This is a genomic window from Gemmatimonas aurantiaca T-27, assembly GCF_000010305.1.
GTDB classification, from domain to species: Bacteria; Gemmatimonadota; Gemmatimonadetes; order Gemmatimonadales; family Gemmatimonadaceae; genus Gemmatimonas; species Gemmatimonas aurantiaca.
Window position 1 is genome coordinate 1,924,338 of sequence record NC_012489.1, and the last position, 23,906, is coordinate 1,948,243.

Sequence of the window (23,906 nt, forward strand, 5' to 3'; positions counted from 1 at the left end):
ATGGCTGGTCCGCAACGGGAACTGGTCCAGGAGTTCTACTCCATCGGTGATGTCTGCTCGCTCACAGAGCTCAAGCCCCATGTGCTGCGGTACTGGGAGAGCCAGTTCAAGCTGCTCAATCCGGCGAAAAATCGCAGCGGAAACCGCGTGTATTCCCGGCGTGAGGTGGAGCTGATCCTGCTGGTGAAGCATCTTCTGTATACCGAGAAGTACACGATCGATGGCGCGAGGCAGAAGCTCGACGAGCATCGTAAGGGCGGCACGCTGCGCCCCGCCGCGCGTGAAGCGCTGGAAGTGGAGGCTCTCGAAAGCCTCGAACGTGAACTTGCGGAACTGCAGGCGCTGCTGGACGATCCGGCGCCTCGACCGACTCGAAATTCTGAGGGATGATGCGCATTCTGCTGAGCAACGACGACGGCATTCTGGCCAAGGGGCTGGGCGTACTGGAACGTGCGGCCGAGTCGTTGGGGGAGCTGCATGTGGTGGCGCCGGATCGTGAACAAAGCGCCACCAGCCATTCGCTGACACTGCACCATCCGCTGCGCCCGGTGCGTCTGGGTGAACGCCGCTGGCAGGTGGACGGCACGCCCACTGACTGCGTGATGCTGGCCTGTGAGGCGTTGCTCGAGGCGCGTCCCGATTTTGTGCTGAGTGGCATCAACCATGGTCCCAACATGGGTGAGGACGTGCTGTACAGCGGCACCGTGGCTGCGGCGATGGAAGGGCTGGCGCTGGGCATTCCGGCCATCGCGCTGTCGTTCGCGGGCAATGTGCTCCGCGCCGATGCGTTGCTGGACACGCAGGTGGGGGCGATCCGCTCCTTGTTGCACCACCTCACCGGGCTGCCGGCGTTTCCGGCGGACACGTTGCTCAATGTGAATCTGCCTGCGGTTCCGGGCGACGAGATTCGTGGTATCCGACTGACTCGGCTTGGTCGCCGGGTGTTCAGTGATTCCATCGCCCGCATGAAGGATCCGTGGGGTCGTGATATCCTGTGGATTGGTGGTGGCTCCGTGGAATGGAGCGGCGCACCAGATTCCGACTTCCGGGCTGTGCACGACGGATACATCTCCGTCACCCCACTGCACCTCGATCTCACGCATCGAGACGTGCTCAATACATCGACCGAATGGTGGCAGGAGCCGTAGAGCCGGAATTCCGCGGGGCGCGTCGTCGTCTGGTGGAAGCCCTGCAGGACAAGGGGATCAAGGATCTCGCACTCCTGCGGGCGGTGGATGCGATCCCGCGTCACCTGTTCGTACCGCCCACGGTGCGGCATCGCGCGTACGAGGACTCGGCGCTGCCGATCGGGAACGGGCAGACCATCTCGCAGCCCTATGTGCATGCGCGATCGGTGGAGCAATTGCTGCTGACCGGCACCGAGCGGGTGCTCGAGATCGGGACCGGCTCCGGCTACCAGACGGCGTTGTTGTCCCATCTGGCGGCGCAGGTGTTTTCGGTGGAGCGATATCGCGAACTGCTCGATCGGGCGCGGCCAATTCTCCAGCAAGCCAACGTGCGTAACGCCTCGTTGTCTCTGGGCGACGGCACGCTGGGCTGGCGGGAGTATGCGCCGTACGATGGAATCGTCGTCAGCGCCGGTGCGCCGCATGTGCCTCCGGCGTTGGAGGAGCAGCTCGCCGAAGGGGGGCGATTGCTGATCCCCGTGGGCAGCAAGGAAGAGCAGATGCTGACCGTGTTCATCAAGCGCGGGGGCCGACTCGAGGGCCGTGACATCACGCCGGTCCGATTCGTCCCCTTGATTGGGGCCGGAGGCTGGCCGGGCTGACCCGGACGTCGCCGGCAGCCGTTTGCTCCCGTGGTTTGCACCACATGCGGTTGTCGGTCATTTTCGCCTATCCGTTGGCAGCGCGGTGAGCTGTGGCGGAGGCGTGCGCCCCACCTCGAGTCCACCCCGAGTTCGCTATGTCCAATCCCTCCACGACTCCGCTTTCCGAATCGGAAGCGCCGTTCCCGCCACGCACGGCGGTGCCGCCCTATGCCGCGCCCGCCTTGCGCGGGGCAGGGAACAATGGGTCGTCGGTACGCTTGGCGGCTCCGTATGTGCCCGCGGCTTGGCGCACGCATCCGCTGGTTGCTTCGGCCGTGTCCGTGCCGCCGACGCTGATCATGGAAGGGGCGTTCCCAACGCCAGCCGGTGTGGAGTCGCTTTTTGGAAGCGAGGCGTCCGCGACCACGATTGATTCGTTTGCGCGGCCTGAGCCGCTCGAGTCGTTGTCGCCGGAGCAGGGGACCTTGGACGATTCGTTGCCGTGGATTGATGCCTTTCTGTCCACCACACCGGTCGTGCCGATGGCCGCCATTGCGGCTGACGAGAACGACGCCGGTGATGTCGACGCCGTGGCACCATTCTATGAAGAGACGTTCGCCACCTCGGCATTCGAAGAAGCTGGCGACCTGGACGATGGAGCGGTGGATGGTGCGGACGTCGTGGCAGACCTCGCGGTGCCAGACCTCGCGGTGCCAGACCTCGCGGTGGAAGCGCCGGTTGTAGAGGTCGCCGAACCGGAGACTGCGTCGTCGGAGGTGATGACGTCAGAAGTGATGACGTCAGAGGTGATCGCGTCCGATGAGGACGTTGCAGCCGAGGTGATCGCGCGCCAGGCCGAGACGCAGGCAGAAGATTGGCCGCTGCAGCAGGCGGCCAGCGAGTTTGATGCCTTGGCGGAGCAACTCGAAGCACTGGCTCCACCTGTGCCCACGGAGCCCGCAGCGCTGTTCGCGGAGCCGGCGCAGCCCGAGCCGCTGCCTGCGTGGAGCGATGACGACATGGTCGACATCATGCCGGTGCGTCAGCCACTGTTCACACCACGCAGCCTGCCAGCCGAACCGGACCATTTGATCGGCGCACAGGCGGCGCATCGCGATGACAACGCCGAAGCTGCTGCGCTGGCTCTTGAACTTCTGGCCGGGCGGGTGCGGGCCGGAGACCTGCCGTTGGCCGGTTACGAACCCCGCATGGGTGACGCCGCGGCCCTCGTGGCGGCACTCGCGGCCTTGCTTGGCGTGAAGCTCCGCTAGCGCCCGTTCCGGTGCTACTTTTTCCCTCATGACACTGCAGCGTCGTCTCGAGGGGACCATTCGGGATGTGCCGGACTTTCCCACTCCGGGCATTCTGTTCAAGGACATCACGCCGGTGCTGGCGGATCCGGTACTGCTGGCCGATGTGATCGATGCGATGGCGGCCCCGTACGCCGGACGCGGCATCACGCACGTGGTGGGCGTCGAGAGCCGAGGCTTTCTGTTCGGAGTTCCGGTGGCGCTGGCGCTCGGCGTTCCGTTTGCTCCAGCCCGCAAGCCGAGCAAACTCCCTTGGCGGACCCAGCGGGAAGCCTACGCCCTCGAGTACCGCAAAGATGTGCTCGAGATGCACGTGGATGCGCTTGGCACGCCGGGTCAGGTGGCGGCTCGCGTCTTGGTGATCGACGACGTGCTGGCGACCGGCGGTACCGCGATGGCCACCTGCCGATTGGTGGAACGCCTGGGTGGGGAAGTCGCCGCGGTGGCCGTGGTCGTGGAACTGGGCTTTTTGAACGGGCGGGCCGCATTGGCCGGACGCGAGGTCCACGCGGTCGTGGGTTTCTAGTCGGCTTGCACGGGGCCGGAGCCATATAGAGGCCGTGACTCCCGGCCCCCACCGCGCATTGATTGTGCGTGGTTTGCCCCCAGGGGAAACATCCCGTTCAAAGCAGCGTAAGTGCCCGTAGGTCATGGGTCATGACTTTGCTTCTCATTCAGCAGAGCAGGCGTTAGGCCTCACTCGGAGGCTCGTCCCGCGTCACCGACGCCGCGTGTTGGATCGAGGTCTTGCCCGAGCCCACGGGGATGGCCAACGTTGTGCATCCAGTCCGTCCAGAGTTCGCCAAGAGGTATGCCGTGTCTCACCGCGCGCCGCCCGAGCCGAACAGCGAAACTCTGCCCGCCGAGGTTGCGGCGCGCCTTTTCGCCCGCGCCAGCGAGCTGGACGTGGCCTACGGCGACAACATCGCCGTGCCTGACCGCCGCGCCATGACCGACCTGCGCGTCGTGGCAGACCTCCGCGCGGCGGCCATAGAGGCGGGCATCTCCGCCCGTGCCTTCGATGCGGCGCTGGCCGAGCTGGCCGGGACCGCGCCTGAGCGCGTGCCCGAGGTTGGTGGAAAGCCGCGGCCCCGTCGGGTATGGGCGCTCGCCGCCGGGGTCATGGCGTTCATCGCGGTCGGTGTCGTCGCCGTCCAGCAGTCGCGGCCGTGGAAGCATTCGGTGCCGACGGTCGACGAAGCGTTCGTGCTTCGCTGCATGACCGCGGACGAGGCCGCCGGCCTGGTACTCCCGGTCCTCGGTGACCCCACCAACAGCCAATTGAAGGCCTCCGCCCAGACGCCTCGCGTGCTCACTGTGCGGACGACGCCGGCACAGATGCGGAACGTGCGCGCGGTGCTTGCAGAGCATGAACCCACCGGGTCGCAGGCTGTTTGCGCGCCACGGTCGGCGTCCAATGTGACCCCGTGAGGCGGCGTTGCAGGCGTTGCCGTTCGGTTGTCGAGCGCGCGGTAGCGGTTGATTGCTTCGACGGCTTTCCGCGAAATCTGCGGGCATAATGAGCAGATGTCTGCCATACGAGGCGCCCTTCCATGCCGGTCTGGGTTCGGGCAGGCCAAGTGTATTGCAGCACTCCGTCGAAGCGACTATCGGGAATGACAACGCGAGCCCATACGCCGTGAAGATTGGCCTCAAAAGGCCCTTCAGACTGACAGCGAGACACTGACAAACTATCTTATCAGGGAATGACGATCTTTCCGGGACAGAACAGAAGACGAAGGGTCGAGAATGAAGCCACAGACAGTACCACCGACGCCGATTCGCTGGGATGAGGATTTCCAGGTGAAAGCGTCTTGACGTAGAGCACGTAAGTCCTTGTAGCTCAGTTGGATAGAGCATCGGTTTCCTAAACCGGGGGTCGCAGGTTCGAATCCTGCCAAGGACGTTTTCAGATATTTCCTGAACTGTCGGCCGGAGGTTCGAATCCTCTCGGGGCACTTCGCTGCACACCATTTTCTGCTATCTTGTCTGACTACCCACGAACGCTTGAATATTCGGCTTCGTGGTCGTTCGAGTCCCTCTTACCGTTGGCATTCACGCATGGCCCAGGCGCCCCGTACCTCGACTACTCCGACTCACAGCGGCGACGACCCGATGGAGTCGGTCGCCAACTGGTTCCAGACGAACGCCAAGCCGATTGCGTACGTGGTCGGTGCCGCTGCTGTGGTGACGGCCGCGATTTTTGTCTATCGGAACATGGCGGAGTCCAAGCGTGAGAAGGCTTCGGCGGCGCTGTATGAGGCGCAGGCCCCCTTCGCACAGGGCAAGTTCGACGAGGCCCAGAAGGCACTGGAGAAGGTGACCAACCAGTATGCCAGCACGTCGTCGGGCCAGCAGGCGGCCGTGCTTCTGGCTCAGGTGCTGTACGAACAGAAGAAGTACGACGAGGGCATCAAGGCGCTCGAGAAGGCATTGGGGAGCTCGGGCACCGAGTTCAAGGCCAGCCTGGAATCGCTGATTGCGGGCGGTTACGAGATGAAGGGCGATTTGGCCAAGGCGGCCGAACACTACGCCAAGGCTGCGTCGGCCTCACCGTTCATGGCTGAAAAGCACGCGTACGAAGCCTCCCAGGCGCGGAGCCTGATGGCGGCCGGCAAGCTGGACGAAGCCCGGACTTTGTGGGAAGCGTTGGCGCAGTTGGATGGCGAGCCGGTTCAGCAGGAAGCGAACATTCGCCTCGGCGAGCTGGCGGTGAAGAAGTAAAACGCTTGGCTGTTGGCGCATTGCTGAAAGGGTGGTCCGGGGATTTCCGGATCACCCTTTTTTGTGCACATCAGCCAGTTCGCAGGGAGTGTCTCTTGAGCGCCAGTATACAGCCACTATAGGACAACTAGCGATCTGGATAAATGCGTATAATACATGTTATGTAAACTTTGTGTGGTGGATAACTGTGGGAAACATTGGCGTGGAAATCCACCCTGGTTGTGGATGACTTGTGTAAGTCGTTGCCGTAAATGCGTTTGAGGCGTGTGTGTTCATACGGTACGCATTCGTTCACTCACGAAAGACCATTCTGTCCACCTGTCCACATTTTTCTGGGTGATATTTCGAGTGCTGTGATAGTCTCAATTGCGCTGGCACAAAAAAGACGTGACCACGGTACTCCGCGATCACGTCCATCCAGCATCAATGGGCCTCCGAGGCCCTCCAAACCGCTCATCTGAACGGCACCCGCTGGACCCTCTCGGGCCCCCGGATCATGGCCTGGGGGCCCCTACAATCCCGCGATTTCGCCCCGAAAGACCACCCGACCCTCGCCGCGCAATGTGGGTCGAAAGCCCTCGAGTGAGCGTCCATCCGGAGCCGTCAGGGGCTCGAGGTCGACCTCCACATCCCGTCCGGAACTCGTGCGGATGGTGGTGGTGGCACCATCCGAAAGGCCCCAACTGCGCAGCAACACGGCGGTTGCCACCGCCCCCGTGCCGCAGGCCAAGGTCTCGCCTTCGACCCCACGTTCGAAGGTGCGGTAGCGCCAGGACCCGTCGGGGCGCGGCGATACCCAGTTCACATTGGCGCCGGCCGGTCCGGTAGCCTCGTGCCGACGAAGCGCCGGGCCTGCCCCCGCGACATCCACTGCATCGGCATCCTCACAGAGGATCACCAGGTGTGGAATGCCGGCCACCGCAAAGCCCACTCGGCGGCCCTGTGCGGTGGCTGGAGCGATGGGCATATCCGGCCGAATGTCCGTGATCGGCTGCAGCGCAATGGCTGGCAAGCCGTCGATGCGGCTATTGATGAGTCCGGCACCAGTGGCCAACCGCATGCCACTCGCCGATGTGATGCCCCATTGGGCGCTGATGGCAGTGGAACAGAGCGTCGCGTTACCGCACAGATCGGCGGCCGTTCCGTCGCTGTTGTAGTAGTGCACCCGCACATCCGCTTCTTCCTGCAACGGCTCCAAAACAACCAACCCGTCTGCGCCTATTCCGTTGTATCTATTGCAGATAGCCTTGATCGCTTCAGGTTGTGTCACAAGGTCGATCGGCGTGGTGCGTCCGTCAAAAAACACGAAGTCGTTGCCCGACCCGGTCATCTTCACAAACGACAATCCCCGCAGGCGATCGATCAGCCCGGGCGCCGAAACATCCGGTTGCGCGCTCACAGCCGCCCCGTGATCGCCCACCACCGAAGCCGCCATACCATCCAGATGGCTTCCCGCACGATGCCCTTGGACATTTTCGACTCGCCTTCTGTCCGGTCATGGAACACGATCGGGATCTCGGCGATCCGGAATCCCTTCTTCCAGGCGCGGAAACTCATCTCGATCTGAAACGCATATCCGTTCGACTTCACCTGGTCGAGCGGAATGCCCTGCAGCACTTCGCGGCGGAAACACTTGAAGCCACCGGTGCCGTCGCCCAGCCGCAATCCGGTGACCGCCCGCGCATAGATGTTGGCGCCGTACGACAGCATCAGGCGCGCCATGGGCCAATTCACCACGGTCACCTTACCGTCGCGATACCGCGATCCGAGCACCAGATCGGCGTCCCGCACGGCCGCCAGGAACTCCGGCAGGTGCGCCGGGTCGTGGGAAAAGTCGGCGTCCATCTCAAAGATGTAGGCGTAGTCGCGTGCCAGGGCCCACGCAAAACCTGCCAGATATGCACGACCCAACCCTTCCTTCCCCGGCCGGTGCAGCACATGCACACGCGGATTTTCGGCAGCGAGCTCATCAGCTAGCTGTCCGGTCCCATCCGGAGAGTTGTCATCGACGACCAGCACCTCCAACCGCGGATCCTGATCGAGAATGCGCGGCACGATACGGGTGATGTTCTCGCTTTCATTGTAGGTCGGCACAATGACCACCCCGCGCTCTTCACCCCGAAGGGCACCGCGGGCCGGCGTTTTCATACGCGTCATACACGTCCTCGCCGATCGAGCACTGCCCCGATGATCCACCACAGCACAGCGCCGCCAAGTGCAAACAGTGTCAACAGTTGTCCCGTGTGATATGGTGCGCTGTCGAAGCGGAGTTGCACCTTCTTCGCGCCAGCCGGGAGTTCCACGCCGATGAGGGTGAAGTCTGCCCGGTTGGTGGGGGTGGCCTTCCCGTCCACCGTGGCCTGCCAGCCCGGATAGAAGTTCTCGGACACCACCAGCGCGCTGCCTGCCGGCGCCGGCCCTTCGAGAGTGAGGTCGATCGCGCCGGCGTCGTACCGGTCCACCTGGACGCGGAACGTGACCGGTTCCGGCAGCGGCGAGTTCACGGGCTGCGACTCGATCGCGGCGGCGGTGTCGAAAATCGCCACGCGACGCACGTCGAAATTGGGATTGAGCAGCGTAGCCTTGGTGGTCGGGTCGTCGAGTTTGACCTTCATCGGCGTGACCCAGGCCGCCGGATGATCGCCCGGCAACTCATATAGATAGGTCATGGTGCCGGCGGCGTTTCGCACGGGGCCGGCCACGAGGCGCGAGCCCGGGAATGGCAGCCCTGGCGTATTTGTATAGAAGAACCGCGCGTTGGTCAGCGACCAGAAGTTCGGGTTGGCCACCGACTGGTAGCCTTCGTTCTTCGCGTACAGTTCCTGGAAACGGCCCAGCTCGTTGCCGTGGTAACCGAGCACACCACGCACCCCGTGGTGCATCAGCGCATCGCCCATGAGGAACGGGTCGTGCGGCGCCATGTTATCGCCGAGCGGCAGCGCGATCACCCGCCCCGGCTCGTCGAGCTTCTGCAGATAGCGGATGACGTCGTCTTCGGCATAGAGCTGGCTGGCCGGTGCCGAGAAACGCCAGTAGAGCCGCTCGATGCTCCAGAGGTCGAGGGCGACGATGCCCACGAGCAGCCAGCCACCCAGCGACGCGGTCAGTTTTCCACGCGAGAGTCCGAACAGCAGCGCCAGCGTGGCCACCACGGCGAGGGCGGAACGCCACGCGCCGATCACCACATCATTGGCGTTCGCCAGGATGGCGTCGCCGCGGGCTTCGCCCAACAGGGACATCGCAAAATTCGTCAGGCCCCCCGTGCTCGCCAACACGGCGACCAGCAGGGCGAAGACGCTCCAGCCGATCGCATAGCGCGTGGTGGCCTTACCAGCGAGCGCACGCTCCGCGCCAAACGCCGCCAGCACGGAAAACGCGAAGGCGCTCACGTAGAGAATGGTGCTCGGCGCGCGGAAGAACTTGGATCCCGGGACCACCGCGTACACCAGATGATAGAACGGTGTGTTGCCGCCCCAGGCCCACAACAGTGACACGATCAGCGTGCCCAGCCAGAACCAGGCATGGGCGCGATGCCGGTTGAGTACGCCTCCGCCAAAGGCCAGCAGCGCGAGGACCAGGACACTGGCGCCGACGTACTCACTGTGGAAATGGATGCCATTGCGTCCCCAGTAGTTGTCCAAGATACCGGAGAACTGGGGGAGGTACATGTTGATCGTTTCCTCGAGAGGGAACGAGAAGCTGGTGGCATAGTCGTACCCCTTGCCACCGGCGCGCGGTGACCAGGAGACGTACTCGCGAACCGGCAGGTACTGCACCGCACCCATGATGCCGCCCAGCACCACGGCACCGAGCGCCAACAGCAGTCGAGGAAAACGCGGGGCGGGATCGGCCACCGGGCCGCTGTCGGTGATGACGGCCTGAGGCTTGAGAGCCAGCCAGAGCGCGTACGCACCGCTGATCAGCAGCATGTACTGCAGCAACTGCGGGTGCGGCGACAGCACCGCCAGCCCCACCACGACGGCCAGTGCGCCCCACGCGGCGCGGCGACCGTCCCGCATACCAAGGGTGAGTGCCCAAAGGGCCGCCGGCAGGAGCGAGCTCACGAACAGCTTGCCGTCATGTCCCGGGGAGGCGTAGGACGCCATGGCCCCGCTGAGCAGGTAGGCTACCGCGCCGATGCAGGCTGCCTGGAACCGCACGCCGGCGGCACGCAGAAAGCCGAACGTGAACAGCCCGGCCAATACCATATGGACAATGAAGCCCCACGTCATGGCGACGTCGGTGGGCAGCACCATCCGAAGCAGGAAGGTCGGGTAAAAAATGTCGCCGTGCATGGCCGCGACGTAGGGCATGCCACCGAACTGGAACGGATTCCAGAGAGGGAAGCCGTTGCCCTCCCTCAGCGACCGGGCCGCAAACTCACGGAAGGAGTAGCCGGCGATGTACTGGTCGGAATTCGGATTGACCAGAAACGCCCCGCCAAGTGCAGGCCACGCCAGCAAGAATGTGGCAATGGCGCTGACCACCGCGGCAACCGCGAACGGATGGCGCGGCGAGTGGGTTGTGTCTGTGGCGTCGGTGCGAGCCATGTCTGCGATCGATGGGAACGGCTCAACCCGATCGACGGAGTCCTGTGCGCTGGGTGGGCGACAGGGCGATCAGGCTGACAATGCCGGGAAGCACTTCGAGGATGGTCAACCATACCCGCGAGGTCACGCTGAGGATCACGGCATCTCCGCGTCCCGCTGCGCCGAGCGCAACGAGGAGAGCGACCAGCGCGAACTCCCGGAATCCAAGCCCACCGGGTGAGAAAAGCACCAGGTAGCCTATGAGATAGGAAGCCGAGAAAACTGCGACGAACACCGCCGGATTGCTACTGACGGACGGTGTGACACCACGAGCGAATGCTGCGAATGCGATTCCGTATCCGACCCAGGAGAACAGGTTGATCGCGGTGGCAGTCCACAAGGTGACAGCACTGATGTGACGCCCCACGGGCGGCAATCCCCGCCATCGGGCCAATCGATCGAGCAGCGGTGGCAGTATCCACGGGAGCGCGATCACGCCGGCGATGAACAACCATGCCAGTGCCGTGGCCGCCGTGCTCATGCCCTGCCCCAGCGCATCGAGTCCTTGTGCGCCACTGATCACCACCACGGCAAATCCGGCGCCGATATTGAGGGCGGTGCCGAGGAGCGCGGCGCCGGCTGCGGCGGTGCCTGATACGCCGGCGTCGGCGGCGAGTACGCCGAGGGCTCCAACGCTCCAGACTTTGCCGGGGACCCAACGCCCGAGGTTGGCAATGGTCCAGATCCGCGCGGCGACCGGAAAGGACAGTGCTCCGCCCCACCCCGCCAGCAACATGCGCCAGCTCTGGATCAGCGCTGCGTAGGTGGCCAATACAATGACCGTGCCGAGCCCGATCCATGGCCAGTCGATGGACAGATCACGCGCTGCGGTGCGCATCTCCTGCCACTGGCCGGCGAACGCCCATCCGATGTACCCAAAGCTGATGGTCATCAGCATGAGCCGCACCATCGGATGCCGGAACCAGCGCATCACGTCGGTGGTGCTCATGAGTCGTGCTCACGGTGTGTGTCATGACCTCGTGCATCCTGGTAGTGCCGGAGGTAGCGCTGTGCGGCGGCCTCGGGTGAGAACCGGGCCAGCATGTCTTCCCGCGCGATGGCTCCGAGCTGTTCGGCGCGCTCCGCGTTTTCAAGCGTGAGCGCGATGGCCCGAGCCAACGCGTCGATGTCACCCACGGTGACGAGCGTACCGCCGCGGTCGGGATGGACCACATCGGGTAGGCCGCCATCGGCATAGGCCACAACGGGTGTGCCACACAACTGCGCTTCCACGGCGACGAGGCCGAGTCCTTCGGCGCGGGACGGCATGGCCACCACGCGGGCGGCCCGATACAGTGGCACGAGCTCCGATTGGGACAATACTCGGTGCCAGGTGATGCGATGCTCGAGACCCGCCGCTCTTGCGCGTGCTTCCAGTGCGGCGCGATCGGGACCATCACCTACCACGTGCAAGGGAACGCCAGCGAGTGCCGGACGCGCCATCGCGTCGAGCAGATCGGCAATGCCTTTCTGCGCGTTGAGTCGGCCAACAAAGAGCACACCTTCGCGGGGCGGAGGCGGCACCGGCTTCTCGCGGAACAACCGCATGTCCACCGGCATCGGCGATACCAGCACGGGCGCCGCGGGAGCGATGCGCTGCGCGGTGTCGGCGAGCCAGGACGATACGGCGGTGCGGATGGCCGCTTCCCCCAGCACGGCGCGCATGAGCGGGTGCGCCGGCGCCGTCCGTTCGGCGAGGCGCACATCGGACCCGTGCATTGTGATGACGAGTGGTGTCCCCACCGCCGTGCGCGCCCGCAGATGCCAGAGCGACAACGCCGCGGGAAACCACCAATGTGCGTGCACGATATCGTAGGGCATTCCGGCGCGGCGTGCGGCATCGAGTGTCCGCGCGGTCGTGCGCCGCATCGCAAGCATCAACTGCACCAGCGATCGCTTGCCCCGCCACGACGCGCGTACCAACTCGGCCATGTTGCCTTCATAGGCCAGCGTCATGTCCTGATCGTCGGCGTATCGCACCCGCGTGATCGATACCCCTTCGAGCTGCTCGTGGGGCGCGAGGCCGGCGGCACCGGGCGCCAGGATATCCACCTGCGCTCCCTGTTGCTGCAAGGCATGCGCGAGACGCAGCACAAAGGATCCGGCCGCATCGCCCACGTAGCGTGGCGCGTTGTGCGTGACGAAGAGGACGCGCGGCGAGCCGGACACCGCAGTCGTGGGTGGGATGGGAGACCTGGTGGCGATCAGTCGCGCGACGTGGCGTCGCGACGGTTGTCGAGGTGCCCGTTGAGATCCGAGCCGATATCGTCGAGTTCACGCCGCAGCTCGCGCACTTCGGCGCGCTGCTGGGCGATCTGTTCACCGAGCAATCCGGTGGCAAAAAAGACCGAGCCGAGAATGAGGCAGGTCTGGATGACGGTCCATACCCACCGCTGTCCCTGGCCAGTCATGGCGAGCCAGCCCAGCGCTCCAAGGCCCGACAGTACGCCGAGCGCGAAGAGGGCCACACCCAACATGCCAAATGCCAGCAGCGGCTTTTGACCGAAGCGCAGTTCGAACCACACCGCCACCATATCGAGCACACCAACCGGAATGCGCGACAAACCAAATTTGGAGCGACCCGAGTGACGGGCATACAGCGGAATGGGCACTTCGGTGACCGTGAAGCCCTGCGCAGCCGCCATCACGATCATGTAGCGATGAAAGTCCGGTCGCATGGGCAATGCGGCCATGATATCGCGTGTGTACGCCTTCACGTTGTTGAGATCGCGCACCGGGATATCGAAGAGCGAGCGGCTCAACCCATTGTAGATGCGTGACACGAAGGCCTTTTCGTACTTGCCCTGCTTGAAGCCGGTGACCATATCCGACTCCCCGGCGAGAATCGGGTTCACCAGGCTCGGAATATCTTCCGGCTTGAATTGCAGATCGGCCGGATAGAACACGAGCACCCGACCGGCCGCATGCAGATAGCCGCTGCGCAACGCTTCGGCGATGCCACGCTGCGCGCGATGACGCACGGGATGCAGAAAGTCGTAGCGGGCCCGGAGGTCCTGCAGCAGCGCCCAGCTTCCATCGGTGGAACCATCATCGACGACGATCACTTCATAGCGCGCCGTCTGCGTGCGGATCATCGCGTCACACAGCTCGACGAACAACGCCAGGTTGCCCGCTTCATCCTTGGCGGGCACCAGCACGCTGACATCAACCGGTGCACGGCCGACGCGGCGCACGAGACGTTCGGTATCGGGATGTTGGGGAGCGGTGCTGACGGCCATGTCGTGGGGAAGCGAACGCAGAGAGAGGGACGACGCGGTGCTCAGACGCGCTTGCGCATGCGCGCAGGCAGCACGCCGAGTTGGTCACGGTACTTGGCCACCGTGCGTCGCGCAATCTGCACACCGGTTTCCTGCAGAATCTCCACGATCGCCTGGTCGGTGAGCGGGTTCCGCGGATCTTCGCCGGACACCAGCTTTTCGATCTGGTCCTTGATCCCACGGGCCGACACGTCGTCGCCATCGGACGTGGAGAGACCACTCGAGAAGAAGAACTTGAGTGGCAGCACCCCACGCGGCGTCTGCACGAACTTCTCGTTGGTCACGCGGCTCACGGTGGATTCATGCATGCCCACCGCTTCGGCCACTTCGCGCAAGGTGAGCGGCCGCAGCCCCTGCACGCCGCGCTCGAAAAATTCGCGCTGCCGATCGACGATGTAGTGCATCACCTTGAGCATCGTCTGACGCCGCTGCTCGATGGCCTGGATCATCCAGTTGGCCGAGTTGAGCTTCGTGGCGATGAAATCCTTGCTCTCGGTATCGAAGCGCTTCTTGTCGCGCGCGATATCCGTATAGATGCGCGAGATCTTGAGCCGCGGGAGGTTGCCGTCGTTCAGGAAGATGTGGTAGTACCCATCGATCTTCTCGACGACGAGATCCGGGATGATGTAGTTGTCGCTGCCGGCGCTGAAGCGCAGCCCCGGCTTGGGATCCAGCTTCGCGATTTCATCGGCGGCGGCCTGCACGGCCTGCGGGCTGATGCCAAAACGCTTGGCCACTTCTCCCCATCGACGCGCGATCAACTCCTCGAATGCCTCGGCCACCAGACGACCGGCGAGCGAGTCCGCCTGACCATCGGCGCGCAGTTGCAGCAACAGGCATTCGCGCAGATTGCGCGCGCCGACGCCTGGCGGATCGAGTTCCTGAATGATCAGCAGCAGCGCTTCGATTTCTTCTTCGGAGAACTCCGGAACTTCGCCGTCGATGTCGCGCTCTTCCGCCTCACGCCGCAACACCTGGTTGGCGCCGTCGCGAATCTCCTCCAACGTGCACGCCAGATACCCGTCGTCGTTGATGTTGCCGACGAATTCTTCGGCCATGAAGGCCTGACGAGGCGACAGGGCCAGCAGTGAGAGCTGTTCCGTGAGATGGTCCGCGAGATCGCGACCCGCGACCGTCACCGGTTCGTGCCACTCCTGCTGCTCGTGCTCCTCGCGCTGACCGCCCGTCTCGAAGCCATCGAGCAGCACGGCTTCCCAGTCCACTTCATCATCGCCGGACTTTTCGGGTTCCGGCTCAGCGGGCGCTTCCGGTTCCGCCATGTCCTGCGGTTCGGGCACATCATCGGCGTCGGACGAGTCTTCTTCTTCGTCTTCGGGCTCGACCAATTCGAGGAACGGATTGGTCAGCAGCTCCTGCTTGAGGTGCTGCTGCAAATCGAGGAGGGGCATGTACAGCAGATCCATCGCCTGGTACAGGCGTGGATTGACCTTGAGCTCCTGACGGAGACCGGTCGTCTGCTGCAGGCCCGTCCTCATACGGTGAGCACCTCGTCCGGGTCTTCGACCTTCGGGGCTTCACTGCGCTCTTCACTCTCGATGAACCGGGACCGCAGGCGCGCCGAGAGTGTGGGGCCAAGGTAGTCCTTGGCGACGGCTTCGTCGAACACGAGTTCACGCACGGTGCCCGACACCTTCACCTGTCCCTCGAACATGATGTATGCGCGATCGACGATATCGAGCGTCTGTTCGACGTTGTGATCGGAGATCAGCACGCCGATGCCGCGTGTGCGCAGGTCGGCCACGATGGACTGGATGTCGTGCACCGCGATCGGGTCGACACCGGCGAAGGGTTCATCGAGCATCATGAACTTCGGCTCGGTGACCAGTGCGCGCGTGATCTCGAGACGCCGGCGTTCACCACCGGAGAGCTGATAGGCGCGACTCTTGCGCAGATGCTTGATCTTGAGCTCATCGAGCAGCGACTCCAGGCGCTTCGCCCGTTCTTCCTTCGACAGCGGGAGCGTTTCGAGGATCGCCAGAATGTTCTCTTCCACGGTGAGTTTGCGGAAGATCGACGGCTCTTGCGACAGGTACCCGATGCCCTGCCTCGCTCGCTGGTACATGGGCATCTTGGTGATGTCCTTGCCATCGAGATGGATGCGTCCGAGCTGCGGTTCGATGAGCCCCACCAGCATGTAGAACGTGGTGGTTTTGCCGGCGCCGTTGGGGCCCAGCAGGCCCACGATCTCGCCCTGGGCGACGCGGAGTGCCACGTCGTTCACGACCTTGCGACCGCGGTACACCTTCACGAGTCCCTGCGCGCTCAGGATCGACCCGTTTTCAATGGGACCTCGTCTGGTTGCCGACTCCGCCACCACGTCTTCCACTGTGGCCGCAGACGACGGCGGGGTCGCACTGGTCACGGTCGGGCGTCGATGCTCACCGGTCTGCCGGAGCTGGGCGGCCACCTCGCCGCGACGCGGTGCCAAGGCTTCCCACACGGCAGGGCGGATCCGGACATGCTGGTCCGGATCGGTGCCATGTTCCCACGGTTCAATGACCTGAGCGGCTGACAGCCGTGGCAGGACCGCCGCGACCAGGTGCTGCCGGACATCGTCTGGTGTCAGACGCTGGTCGTCCGCATGCCGCTCGATGAAGCGGGTGGCCACGTGATGCAGGGGCGTCGTGCCTGCTTCGGTGGCGCCGTCGACAATGGCGGCCAGCGCGATGGCGAGCGAGCGATCGCCAAGCACGGCACGCTCCACCAGCGACTGCACGTCGGATGGCGGGGCGAACGGTGATGGGGTGTCGGAATCGCTCATGGGTAGCGCTGGGGGGCAGTGAGACGTTGTGGAGGCAAGAAGGACAGGGAGAGGCCGGCGTGCGCGGGATCGCGCTTCCCGGGGGGGACGGCTGGGCGTCCGGGAGGCAGCTTCGCCGTGGTGTCGGGGGGCGCACCTGGTGGCTTCCCCTTGGCGGGAGGCTTCCGGGTGCTATCCGATAGACTATCGGCCTCCGGTTCGAGATACAGACCCGATGCAGCGGAATCTACTCGTACTGTACGGACGGCACCGGTATCGAAATTCACAAAAATCCGGGCACCCCGTACGTAGTTGATACCTGGCGGGGCTTCCCGCCCCCGGCTATTGGCCATGTGAAAGAGCGAACTGGCATTGCCCATGGCGCGGATCTCGTTGATCTGCGTCTTGCGGGCCGTGTCGGCGCCTACCCGCGGGGTGCTGTCGAAATAGGCGAACACCTTGTCGCCGCGCAGCACATCCTTCTCGGTGGTCTTGATGCGCAAGCTGTCGGGCGTGCCGATCGCCACGGCTCCCCCCACGGCGTGCACCTCGCGGACGCGCTTGTCTTCGAGGCGGATGCGCAGCGAATCGGCTTCCACATCCTGCTGCGGCGTATGGGCCTTCGCGCGGCCGGGGCCAAAGGCAAACGCCTCCTTCAGCAAGCGCGTTTCGAGGCGCAGATCAATACGCTCGGCGTCGAGCACCATGTCGTCGTTGGTGGCGGACGACTTGTGCAGGGCGACGACTCGATCGAGCTCGCGGTTCGTGCTGTACATGTCGATCGTATCACCGACGAGCGTGAAACGCTGTGCGGTATCCCGATTGGTGACACGAGCCCCACGCACCAGCCGGGCCTTTTCCTTGATCTTGTCGAAGGAGGCCGAGTCGGAGCGTCCGTTGAGCTGATCGCGGTCGATGACCACGTCGCCCCATGCCATGAGCAGCGAGTCGCCCGCGTCTTCGAAGCGGTTGGCCACGATCACGGTCGGCGGACTGTTGCGGCCGAGGCTGTCCTTCTCGATGACGCGCGCGGTGGACCGGGTCGGCGCAATCATGCGCGAGACCGGACGGTCCGGCATCGCGCGGTAGTACTCGATGGCAGGACCGGAAAAGCTGCTGCCCGTGCCGAGTTGTGTGGCGGTGACGTTGCCGTCCGCGTACAACCGGCCTTCACGCGTGAAGTAAGTGGCGTGCGAGGCAATGATCTGCACCTTGCCCGGCTCCTCGTACATCACGTTGCCGTAGAGATTCACGATCCCGGGCGCCTGAAACTGCTCTGCGCTATCGGCGCGAATGCGGTTGTTCTCACCCTGGCAATGGCCGACAAAACCGCCGCCGATGAACGTGTTCGAGATCGAATCGGTCACCCGGCTGTACAGCAGGCGGGTTTCCGGCGGTGAGTCGGCGAAGTCCATCACGCACGGACGACTGGCCGGCTTGGCTTTTTTCTTCGCTTCGGCGGCACGGGTCAGCGAATCGGCCCGGGCGGTGCTGTCGCGAATGAGTTTGATGCGTGCCGCTTCTTCAGCCGCCGCCGCGGTGGCGCGGGCAATGCTGTCGGCACGCGCCGCTGAATCGGGGCGAGCGGCGCTATCGCGGACGGGCGCCGGCGGACGTGCCGAATCGGCGGGCACCGGTGGAGTGACCGCCACACCGGATGGTGGTGTCTGGGTTGGCGCCGGCTTGGGCGTACCCCCACTGCCACGACTGAACACGCCACAGCCTGCACCGATGGTGAGCAGGGCGACCAGCGCCAGGCGGGTGCCGGCACGAAGCTGCGCCGACGCAATCTTGCTCACCGCGTGGGTACCTGCACCGGCGCTGCGCCCTTGCACTCCTTGAGGCAGCGGAAGTTGGTCAGGCGCGGATCGGACTCGAAGCCCATGCCTGTGAACACCTTGTTCGGTTCGTTCAACACAAACGCCGAATCCGTGAAGAACTGATTGCGAACCTGATCGAACACGAGCTGCTGGGAAGTGAGACGCTTGCCGTCCTCACGCACCACCACCACATCACCCCGCGCTTCGATGCGCGAGAGTCGCATGTTGTAGGTCCCGGCGCGCGAGGTCATGACACCGTCCTTCTGCCCCAGCGAATTGTAGAACGTGAGATTGATCCGCCGCAGTTCGAGACGGGTGCCATCGTCGTAGGTGAACGAGGTATCGGCGAGCAGCTCGCCTTTACTCACCCCTTTATCGGTCAGCACCACCCGAGCCCCGAAGGCAATCTGATCGGCCGAATCGGGCAACAGCGACTTGGCCGCCACCGGTGCCTTGGCTTTGGCCTTGCCTTTGCGCGGACAGGCCGCTCCCGCCAGCATCACCACACCGGCCATGACCATCATGGCGCGTCCTGTCAGGCGCTGCCAGGACGCGTCACGTACGCGTGCCGCAAAAGGCCCGATGTGCATCACACCGCTCCCGCGCGCATGAGATCGTGCAGGTGCACGACGCCGACCAGTCGCTCGTCGGCGTCAATCACCGGCATTGCCATGATGCCATGCGTTTCCATGCGATGCACTACAGCACTCCCCAGTTCATGATCCACCGCCAGTCGCGGTGTAGCTGACATCACCGACGCGACCGGCATCGACAGCACATCGGCCTGTCGCTCCAGCAGTCGTGTCAGGTCGCCTGCCGTGACGACCCCGGATACGCGTCCCTGTTCCACCACCACGGCGATACCGCGGCGTCCAGCCAGCAGGACGACCGCTTCCCGCATGGTCGCCTGCCGATCCAGCGTTGGGAGATTGGTTTGCTCCATCACATCTCGTACCCGCGTGAGCAACTTGCGGCCCAATGCGCCGCCCGGATGGAACCGGGCAAAGTCTTCGGCCCGGAAGCCTTTCTGCTGTAATACCGCCACTGCCAGCGCATCACCCAGCGCCATGGTGACGGTGGTGCTGGTCGTGGGCGCGAGGTCGTGCGGGCACGCCTCCTCCTTCACCAGCAAATCGAGCGTGACATCGGCGTGGCGGGCCAGACGTGATCCGGCCACCGCCGTCATCGCGATCATCCGCACCCCAAGGCGCGCCAAGGCTTCGATGAGTCCGAGCAGCTCGTCGCTTTCGCCACTCTTGGAGATGAGAATGGCCACATCGTCGGGGCCGACAATGCCCAGGTCACCGTGCACACTCTCCACGGGATGCAGGAACATGGCCGGTGTGCCCGTCGACGTGAACGTCGCCGCCATCTTGCGGGCCACGAGTCCCGACTTGCCCACACCGGCGACAATCACACGGCCGCGGCATTCGGTGAGTAACTGCACGGCGTGCACAAACTCATCGCCCAGTGCGGTCTCGGATGCACGCAGCGCTTCGGCCTCGAGCGCCAGCACACGACGGCCGCGCTCGAGAATGGTGGTCGTGTCCGACGCGGTCATGCGCTCGCCCCCACGTCGGCCGTGCCTTCGACCGGCACACTGCGGCTTTGCACATATCGCTCCACGGCGTCGATCCATTCGCCGCGCGCGTCGAGCAGGGCTTCGGTGAATTCACGTACCGCGCCATGGCCACCGTGTTTCTGCAGGTGCAGCTTTGCCGTGCGTCGCACTTCCGGAACGGCATTGCCGACCGCCACGGGAAGGCCGACCACGCGCATGACGGCGAGGTCGGGCAGATCATCGCCGACAAACGCCACCTGATCCAACGTGATGCCCCGCTGCGTGCACAGGGTCTGCAACGCCGGCAGCTTTCTGGCGTGGCGATCCTGGATACACGTTTCGATCTGCAGTTCACGGGCGCGCTGCGCGACGCTGTCGGAGACACGGCCGGTGATGATGGCCAGTTCGAGTCCACACGAGCGAAGCAACACGGTGCCCAGACCGTCCTGAATATCGTAGCGCTTCAGTTCGAACGGTGCGCGGGCTTCGTTGGTGCCGGCGCCGAGATAGATGCCACCATCGGTGAGCACACCATCCACGTCGAAACACACGAGGCGTATGCGTCGCGCCAGCGCAGGATCGATGCGCGGCGTGTCCACCACGAGCGGCGGCAACGAATCACGCATGTTCATCGGGTGACACGGTCCCAGATGTCGACGGCACGGGCCACGAGATCGCCGAGTTCGTGAAGCGGGATCATGTTGGGCCCATCGCTGGGCGCACGATCGGGGTCGGGGTGTGTCTCGAGGAACAGTCCCTGCGCGCCGGAGGCGATGGCGGCCAGCGTCAGCGACGGAATGAACTCGCGCGCGCCACCACTCGTGCCGCCGGCGCCCTGCCCTGGCCGCTGCACACTGTGGGTCGCATCAAAGATGGCCGGCACACCGCAGGCCTCACGCATGCGGGCAAAGCTGCGCATGTCGACGACTAGGTCTCCGTACCCGAAGAAGGTGCCGCGCTCGGTCACCGCCAACGCGCCGGCTTCACGGCCGGCCAGCACCGCACCGGCTTCCACCTTGCGAATCGCGCCGCGCATGCCTTCGGGGTGCATCCACTGCCCCTTCTTCACGTTCACCGCCTTGCCCGTCGCTCCAGCGGCCAGCAGCAAGTCGGTCTGACGGCAGAGGAACGCCGGGATCTGCAATACGTCCACGACCTGCCCCGCTGCCGCGCACTGCGAGGCTTCGTGCACATCGGTGAGGATGGGCAATCCGGTGGCAACACGCACACGATCGAGTGCGGCGAGTCCTTCCTGAAGCCCCGGTCCACGCACGCCATCCACGTTGGACCGGTTCGCCTTGTCGAAGCTGGCCTTGTAGATGATGCCACCCGGCACCTGTTCGGCGAGGCGAGCCAGCGTCTCGCCGACGCGCAGGTTGAGCGCATCATCTTCGAGCTGACAGGGGCCCGCAATCAGGAACAGTCGATCGGCCGGAAGCTGCGATGTCATACGATCGTCGCTCACTGCGCGACGTGTTCGAGCGGCGGCGACACGGCCTCCGTCGCGGACGCGGCGTCCTGTTCCCGGCGCCGACGTGCCGATGCGGCCACAAAGCCGGCGAACAGCGGATGCGGACGCAGTGGACGGGACTGCAGCTCCGGATGGAACTGGCACCCGATGAACCACGGATGGGTGGGCAGTTCGATCATCTCCACCAACGTCTCGTCGGGCGACAGTCCACTGAGACGCATGCCGTGTTCGATGAACCGCTCGCGATACCGGTTCGACACCTCGTAACGATGACGATGGCGTTCGCTGACTTCCGGCTGTCCGTAAATCTCGGCGGCGCGTGAGCCGCGCTGCAGACGGCACGGGTACGCACCCAGGCGCATGCTGCCGCCCTTGTCGGTGACTTCGCGCTGCGAGTCCATGAGCGACACGACCGGGTTGCTGCACTCCGGCGCAAACTCGCTGGAGTGACTGTCGTCGAGTCCGAGCACATTGCGCGAGAACTCGATGATGGCCACCTGCATGCCGAGGCAGATGCCGAAGAACGGCAACTGCATCTCGCGGGCCGCACGGATGGCTTCGATCATGCCTTCCACACCACGCACGCCAAATCCACCGGGCACCAGCAAACCATGGTACTGCGACAGGATTTCGCGCGCCTTTTCCGGCGAGGTGAAGTTGTCGCTGGAGGTCCACGCCAGGTCCACACCGACATCATTCGCGATGCCACCGTGGATCAGCGCTTCCTGCACGCTCTTGTAGCTGTCGATGTAGTCGGTGTACTTGCCCACCACGCAGATGCGCACACGCTCACGCGGATTGGTCACGCGCTGCACCATGCTGCGCCAGGCCGAAAGATCGGGCGTGGGTGCGGTGAGTCGCAGACGTTCCATGACCCGATCGGCAAAGCCCTGCTGCTCGAACGACAGCGGGATTTCGTAGATGGTCGGCACATCGGGGCTTTCGATGACAGCGCCGAAGTCGACGTTGCAGAACAAACCGATCTTGCGCTTCACATCGTCCTGCAGCGGCTTCTCGCTGCGGCAGATGAGGAAGTCGGGCTGGATACCGATTTCCATCAGCTCGCGCACGGAATGCTGCGTGGGCTTGGTCTTCACTTCACCGGCCGCCGCGATGTACGGCACCAGTGTGAGGTGCACAAACAGCGCGTTTTCCTTGCCCACTTCGCGACGGAACTGACGAATGGCTTCGAGGAACGGCAGCGATTCGATGTCGCCCACCGTGCCACCGATTTCCACGAGCACCACATCATTGCCCGGTGCGATGCGCTTGACGGCGTTCTTGATCTCGTCGGTGATGTGCGGAATGACCTGCACCGTGGAGCCGAGGTATTCGCCGCGGCGTTCCTTGGTGATCACGTTCGAGTAGATGCGCCCGGTGGTGATGTTGTTGGCCTGGGAGAGCGGCCGGTCGAGAAAGCGCTCGTAGTGACCGAGGTCGAGATCGGTTTCGGCGCCGTCATCGGTGACAAACACTTCGCCGTGCTGGAACGGTGACATGGTGCCCGGATCCACATTGAGATAGGGATCGAGCTTCATCATGGTCACGCGGAAGCCGCGCTCGACGAGCAGTCGGCCCAGCGATGCGGCGGCGATTCCCTTGCCCAGCGACGACACGACACCGCCGGTCACGAAGATGTACTTCGGGGCAGACGCCTGACCCGGAGGGGTGAGGATGGTGGACATCAGCGGGATCTCGCGAGAAAACGTGAACGTCGACGCATCAGTTCCGCATCATGCGGAACGATACGCCGACGAATTGGCAGCATGCAGGACGTCCCAATGCGTGTTGGCACGCACCAAGTCGTCTTCGGTATCGATGCCCCCTTCGGTGGCTGCGACGGTGGTGACACCGATCGACAAGCCGTGCGCGAGAGGACGGAGTTGTTCGAGCCGCTCGATCAGCTCGAGCGGGTGTGGAGGCCAACTGACCCATTGCTGCAGCGCCTGCCGCGCATAGGCATAGACCCCCACGTGTTGCCGGACGAGCGGTGCGAGCACCGCCGCATCGGAGGCGTCCCGCAGGAACGGAATCGCCGCCCGTGAAAAATAGAGGGCGCGCCGGTCGTCGGCGCATACCACCTTCACGACATCCGGTCGCTGCAATGTGTCCACAGACACCGGCACGGCGGCGGTCCCGATGGGTGCCAGCCCCGACGTCACGATTTCCACCGCGCCGGCGAGGGCTTCCCGGGAGACAAACGGCTCGTCTCCTTGCACATTGAGGAGGACGTCAAAACTGGAAAACTCCGGTTGGGCGGCGACCTCAGCGACCCGATCCGTGCCGCTGGGGTGGTCCGCCCGGGTCATGACCACCGGGATACCATGTCGGGCGCAGGCTTCCTGCACTTCGGGATGGTCGGTGGCGACGACACAGTGATCGGCGACGCCCAGCTGTACCACACGCTGGTAGACCCGGACCACGATGGGTTCACCTCCGAGGAGGCGAAGCGGCTTGCGGGGCAGCCTGGTCGCGCCAAGGCGCGCCGGAATCACCGCGAGAACTGGCATCAGATGGGGCACTCGCCGCGCTGGATGCCGATGGGTTGAGTCACTGTTGCAGCAAATTTCACGCCAAGTAAGATACGCCGTTCGGTCCGCGAAGGCAAACAGGATCGCGCG

At 64.3% G+C, this 23,906-nt stretch carries 22 protein-coding genes and 1 tRNA gene; 8 read left to right on the top strand and 15 right to left on the bottom strand.

What is annotated here, in order from left to right; all coding sequences use genetic code 11:
* The 8 genes from GAU_RS08230 to GAU_RS20670 all read left to right on the top strand — a co-directional run bounded on the left by GAU_RS08230 (window position 1) and on the right by GAU_RS20670 (window position 5,805).
* Window positions 1-390, top strand: coding sequence for a MerR family transcriptional regulator (locus tag GAU_RS08230; protein ID WP_012683093.1), 390 nt, complete (start codon window positions 1-3; stop codon window positions 388-390).
* Window positions 390-1,148: a 5'/3'-nucleotidase SurE gene (gene surE, locus GAU_RS08235; protein ID WP_012683094.1), complete on the top strand. Its 759-nt coding sequence runs from the start codon at window positions 390-392 to the stop codon at window positions 1,146-1,148. The genes GAU_RS08230 and surE overlap by 1 nt, the downstream gene beginning before the upstream one ends.
* Window positions 1,130-1,789 (top strand): protein-L-isoaspartate(D-aspartate) O-methyltransferase, encoded by a 660-nt coding sequence (locus GAU_RS08240; RefSeq protein ID WP_012683095.1) that lies wholly within the window; start codon window positions 1,130-1,132, stop codon window positions 1,787-1,789. Before surE ends, GAU_RS08240 begins: the two co-directional genes overlap by 19 nt.
* A 137-nt stretch (window positions 1,790-1,926) precedes the next feature.
* Entirely contained in the window at window positions 1,927-3,042 is a 1,116-nt protein-coding gene (locus tag GAU_RS08245) for a hypothetical protein (protein WP_041265390.1), read from the top strand.
* Between the two features lie 28 nt (window positions 3,043-3,070).
* Window positions 3,071-3,607: an adenine phosphoribosyltransferase gene (locus tag GAU_RS08250; protein ID WP_012683097.1), complete on the top strand. Its 537-nt coding sequence runs from the start codon at window positions 3,071-3,073 to the stop codon at window positions 3,605-3,607.
* A 239-nt stretch (window positions 3,608-3,846) separates the two neighbouring features.
* Window positions 3,847-4,512: a hypothetical protein gene (locus tag GAU_RS08255; RefSeq protein WP_041265391.1), complete on the top strand. Its 666-nt coding sequence runs from the start codon at window positions 3,847-3,849 to the stop codon at window positions 4,510-4,512.
* A 401-nt stretch (window positions 4,513-4,913) separates the two neighbouring features.
* Window positions 4,914-4,987, top strand: a tRNA-Arg gene (locus GAU_RS08260).
* A 155-nt stretch (window positions 4,988-5,142) separates the two neighbouring features.
* Window positions 5,143-5,805: a CDC27 family protein gene (locus tag GAU_RS20670; RefSeq protein ID WP_012683099.1), complete on the top strand. Its 663-nt coding sequence runs from the start codon at window positions 5,143-5,145 to the stop codon at window positions 5,803-5,805.
* Window positions 5,806-6,316: 511 nt separating this feature from the next.
* Here the strand turns inward: GAU_RS20670 and dapF are convergent.
* The 15 genes from dapF to kdsB all read right to left on the bottom strand — a co-directional run bounded on the left by dapF (window position 6,317) and on the right by kdsB (window position 23,795).
* Window positions 6,317-7,240, bottom strand: a complete 924-nt coding sequence (gene dapF / locus GAU_RS08270) for a diaminopimelate epimerase (RefSeq protein WP_041265392.1) — start codon at window positions 7,238-7,240, stop codon at window positions 6,317-6,319.
* Complete coding sequence (locus GAU_RS08275) at window positions 7,201-7,953, bottom strand: polyprenol monophosphomannose synthase (RefSeq protein WP_012683101.1); 753 nt, start codon at window positions 7,951-7,953, stop codon at window positions 7,201-7,203. Before GAU_RS08275 ends, dapF begins: the two co-directional genes overlap by 40 nt.
* Window positions 7,954-7,958: 5 nt before the next feature.
* Window positions 7,959-10,355, bottom strand: a complete 2,397-nt coding sequence (locus GAU_RS08280; protein WP_012683102.1) for a YfhO family protein — start codon at window positions 10,353-10,355, stop codon at window positions 7,959-7,961.
* 22 nt (window positions 10,356-10,377) lie between these two features.
* Window positions 10,378-11,343, bottom strand: a complete 966-nt coding sequence (locus GAU_RS08285) for a lysylphosphatidylglycerol synthase domain-containing protein (RefSeq protein WP_012683103.1) — start codon at window positions 11,341-11,343, stop codon at window positions 10,378-10,380.
* Window positions 11,340-12,563 (bottom strand): glycosyltransferase, encoded by a 1,224-nt coding sequence (locus tag GAU_RS08290; protein WP_012683104.1) that lies wholly within the window; start codon window positions 12,561-12,563, stop codon window positions 11,340-11,342. The genes GAU_RS08285 and GAU_RS08290 overlap by 4 nt, the downstream gene beginning before the upstream one ends.
* A 35-nt stretch (window positions 12,564-12,598) precedes the next feature.
* A complete protein-coding gene (locus GAU_RS08295; RefSeq protein WP_041265393.1) occupies window positions 12,599-13,633 on the bottom strand; it encodes a glycosyltransferase family 2 protein in 1,035 nt (344 codons plus the stop codon).
* Between the two features lie 41 nt (window positions 13,634-13,674).
* Window positions 13,675-15,168 carry an RNA polymerase factor sigma-54 gene (gene rpoN / locus GAU_RS08300; protein ID WP_012683106.1) on the bottom strand — a complete coding sequence of 498 codons (1,494 nt, stop codon included), beginning with the start codon at window positions 15,166-15,168 and terminating at the stop codon, window positions 13,675-13,677.
* Window positions 15,165-16,007 carry an LPS export ABC transporter ATP-binding protein gene (gene lptB, locus GAU_RS22905; RefSeq protein ID WP_012683107.1) on the bottom strand — a complete coding sequence of 281 codons (843 nt, stop codon included), beginning with the start codon at window positions 16,005-16,007 and terminating at the stop codon, window positions 15,165-15,167. The genes rpoN and lptB overlap by 4 nt, the downstream gene beginning before the upstream one ends.
* 443 nt (window positions 16,008-16,450) lie before the next feature.
* Window positions 16,451-18,232, bottom strand: coding sequence for a hypothetical protein (locus tag GAU_RS08310; RefSeq protein ID WP_012683108.1), 1,782 nt, complete (start codon window positions 18,230-18,232; stop codon window positions 16,451-16,453).
* Window positions 18,229-18,843, bottom strand: a complete 615-nt coding sequence (lptC, locus tag GAU_RS08315; protein WP_012683109.1) for an LPS export ABC transporter periplasmic protein LptC — start codon at window positions 18,841-18,843, stop codon at window positions 18,229-18,231. The genes GAU_RS08310 and lptC overlap by 4 nt, the downstream gene beginning before the upstream one ends.
* Window positions 18,843-19,814, bottom strand: coding sequence for a KpsF/GutQ family sugar-phosphate isomerase (locus GAU_RS08320; RefSeq protein WP_012683110.1), 972 nt, complete (start codon window positions 19,812-19,814; stop codon window positions 18,843-18,845). The genes lptC and GAU_RS08320 overlap by 1 nt, the downstream gene beginning before the upstream one ends.
* Window positions 19,811-20,440 carry a KdsC family phosphatase gene (locus tag GAU_RS08325; protein WP_070105056.1) on the bottom strand — a complete coding sequence of 210 codons (630 nt, stop codon included), beginning with the start codon at window positions 20,438-20,440 and terminating at the stop codon, window positions 19,811-19,813. Before GAU_RS08325 ends, GAU_RS08320 begins: the two co-directional genes overlap by 4 nt.
* A gap of 2 nt (window positions 20,441-20,442) precedes the next feature.
* Window positions 20,443-21,279, bottom strand: coding sequence for a 3-deoxy-8-phosphooctulonate synthase (kdsA, locus tag GAU_RS08330; RefSeq protein WP_012683112.1), 837 nt, complete (start codon window positions 21,277-21,279; stop codon window positions 20,443-20,445).
* Complete coding sequence (locus GAU_RS08335) at window positions 21,276-22,970, bottom strand: CTP synthase (protein ID WP_012683113.1); 1,695 nt, start codon at window positions 22,968-22,970, stop codon at window positions 21,276-21,278. Before GAU_RS08335 ends, kdsA begins: the two co-directional genes overlap by 4 nt.
* 48 nt (window positions 22,971-23,018) lie before the next feature.
* Entirely contained in the window at window positions 23,019-23,795 is a 777-nt protein-coding gene (gene kdsB / locus GAU_RS08340) for a 3-deoxy-manno-octulosonate cytidylyltransferase (protein ID WP_012683114.1), read from the bottom strand.
* Window positions 23,796-23,906: the final 111 nt, after the last annotated feature.